Below are 2,255 nucleotides of genomic sequence, written 5' to 3'. Positions count from 1 at the left end.
GATACGGCAGGCAATGCCAGCGACCGGACAGTCACTCTGGCGATCAATAACCTGGATGAGCAGGCTCCTGGCTTCACTACGGGCAACAGCAGCGACAGTTTTGCCACCGCCACGGTTAGCGTTGCCGAAAATACCGCCGCCGGCACCGCCATCTATACCGCGCAGGCCGTCGATAATGACGCCGCCGACGGTGGCGAGCACGTCACTTACAGCTTGATCGACGGGAACAATGGTACAGACGCCCAGTATTTCAGCATCGACGCTGCCACTGGCGCGATCACCTTCAATGCCAGCCCCGACTATGAAGGTACCCACGCGCCTGCATACAGCTTTATCGTCGTCGCCACTGACGCGGCAGGCCATGCGACCACGCAGACGGTCACCGTCAATGTCACCGATGTGGATGAAATCGCCCCCACTGTCAGGCTGGACGGAAGTTCTACGGGGCCAGTGATGTTGAGCCCGGCGACCGGCTACATTTACCCCAATGGTTTTGACACAACCGCGCTGGGTGACGGCAGCTTCCTGGTGACATGGGCAGGCAACAACAATGGCAGCAACGGGATCTATGCGCAGCGCCTTAGCGCTCAGGGTGTGGCGATGGGTGATTCCATACAGCTCGCATCAGGCTCGACCAACATTTTCTTAAATTCGTTGGACAGCGTCATCAGTGTGACGGCCATTAATGATGCAGGGGCGTATGCCGTTGCATGGACCAGCAAGAATGGCGCCAGCACTGACAGCAGCATCTATACGCAGTTGTTCAACGCTGACGGCACGCCAATATCCGCAGCCGTGCAACTTGATGGGGCCGCTTCTGCGCAGGATATCGCCCCGCAGATCGCGACGCTGTCTGATGGCAACTATATCGTGACCTGGTACATCAACGGCAGTGGTGTCTACGTGCAGCGCTTTGACGACGCTGGTGTCGCAGTGGGCAACATCGTGCAGCTGGCCTCCGGCTCTTCTAACAATGGCAGCCCGCAGGTGACCGTGTTGGACAGCGGTAGCTACGTGGTGACCTGGCAGGGCCAAACCTCCGGCGACTACCATATCTATGTGCAGCAGTTCGATGCTAACGGCACAGGCGCCACCCCAGTGGTGCTGGACGCCACGACGGGAAATAATTCTAACTACGAAACCTCGCAGCAGATCACGGCGCTGGCTAACGGTGGCTATGTCGTCACCTGGTCCGGCTACAACTACAGCAACTCGACCTACAACAGTAGCACCTATGTGCAGCAGTTCGATGCCAACGGCGCCAGGGTTGGCAGCATCGTCGAACTGCAAGGGGCAAACAACGGCAATTACGGTGGTGACTATACCTACCCGTACGTTGCAGCGCTGACCGACGGTGGCTACGTTATCACCTGGATGGATTACCAGAACACGAACAGCTCCTACGATTACACTGTCTATGTACAGCAGTTCACTGCTGGCGGCAGCAAAGTGGGCGCTACCATACAACTGGACTCACAGCACAACAACACGGGCGTCAATAACGACGAATTACCGCGCATTACGGCGCTGAGCGATGGCGGCTACGTTGTCACCTGGATGGGCCATAATGGTACGGGTTGGGACGTCTATGTGCAGAAGTTCAGTGCCAGTGGTGACCTGGTAGGCGGTGTCGTGCAACTGCAAGCTTCCAGCGGCGCGACTGACCTTTATCCACAAGTCACCGCCTTTGGTGCAGATGGCGAATATATGGTGACCTGGTACGGTTACAACTCTACCAACGGCATCTCTGGTTACCACCTCTATGTGCAGAAATTCAACGCTGATGGCAGCACCCACGAAAACTTTGTCGTGCTCAACCATGATGGCCACGCCACCGTGCAAAGTACCGAAAGCGGCACTGTCTATCTTGTCAACGACAATGTAGTGGTCGGTCAGCTCAGCGACATTACTGGTGCCGCCAGCAATCAGTGGGCCAGTACTACCGTCACAGCAAATACCAGCGCCACTATTTCTGCGGCAAACCTCGCCGAAGGCACCTACCATGCTTATGCCGCTGATGCGGCAGGAAATCTTTCCGTCATCTCCGGCAGTAGCGTCCTGGTGGACAACACCGTGCCTGTCTTCACCAGCGCTACTACCGCCGCCGACATTACTGACAGCACTGCCGTTGGCGACACCGTCTACACCGCTGCCGCCACCGATGCGCACGGCGTGACCTACAGCCTGAGCGACACCCAGCACTTCCGCATCAACGCCAGCACCGGCGTCGTGACACTGCTCTCCAGCCCGGCCAA

1 protein-coding gene is annotated in these 2,255 nt (G+C 57.6%); it reads left to right on the top strand.

From position 1 onward, the window contains the following. Window positions 1–2,255: cadherin repeat domain-containing protein (locus AAIG39_RS25565; RefSeq protein WP_343195048.1), on the top strand; the 2,255-nt coding region annotated here is incomplete at both ends.

It is taken from the genome of Phytobacter palmae, from assembly GCF_039409775.1.
Classification (GTDB): Bacteria; Pseudomonadota; Gammaproteobacteria; order Enterobacterales; family Enterobacteriaceae; genus Phytobacter; species Phytobacter palmae.
The sequence above is the reverse complement of the archived record's forward strand: the minus strand, read 5'-3'. Positions and strand labels throughout refer to the sequence as shown.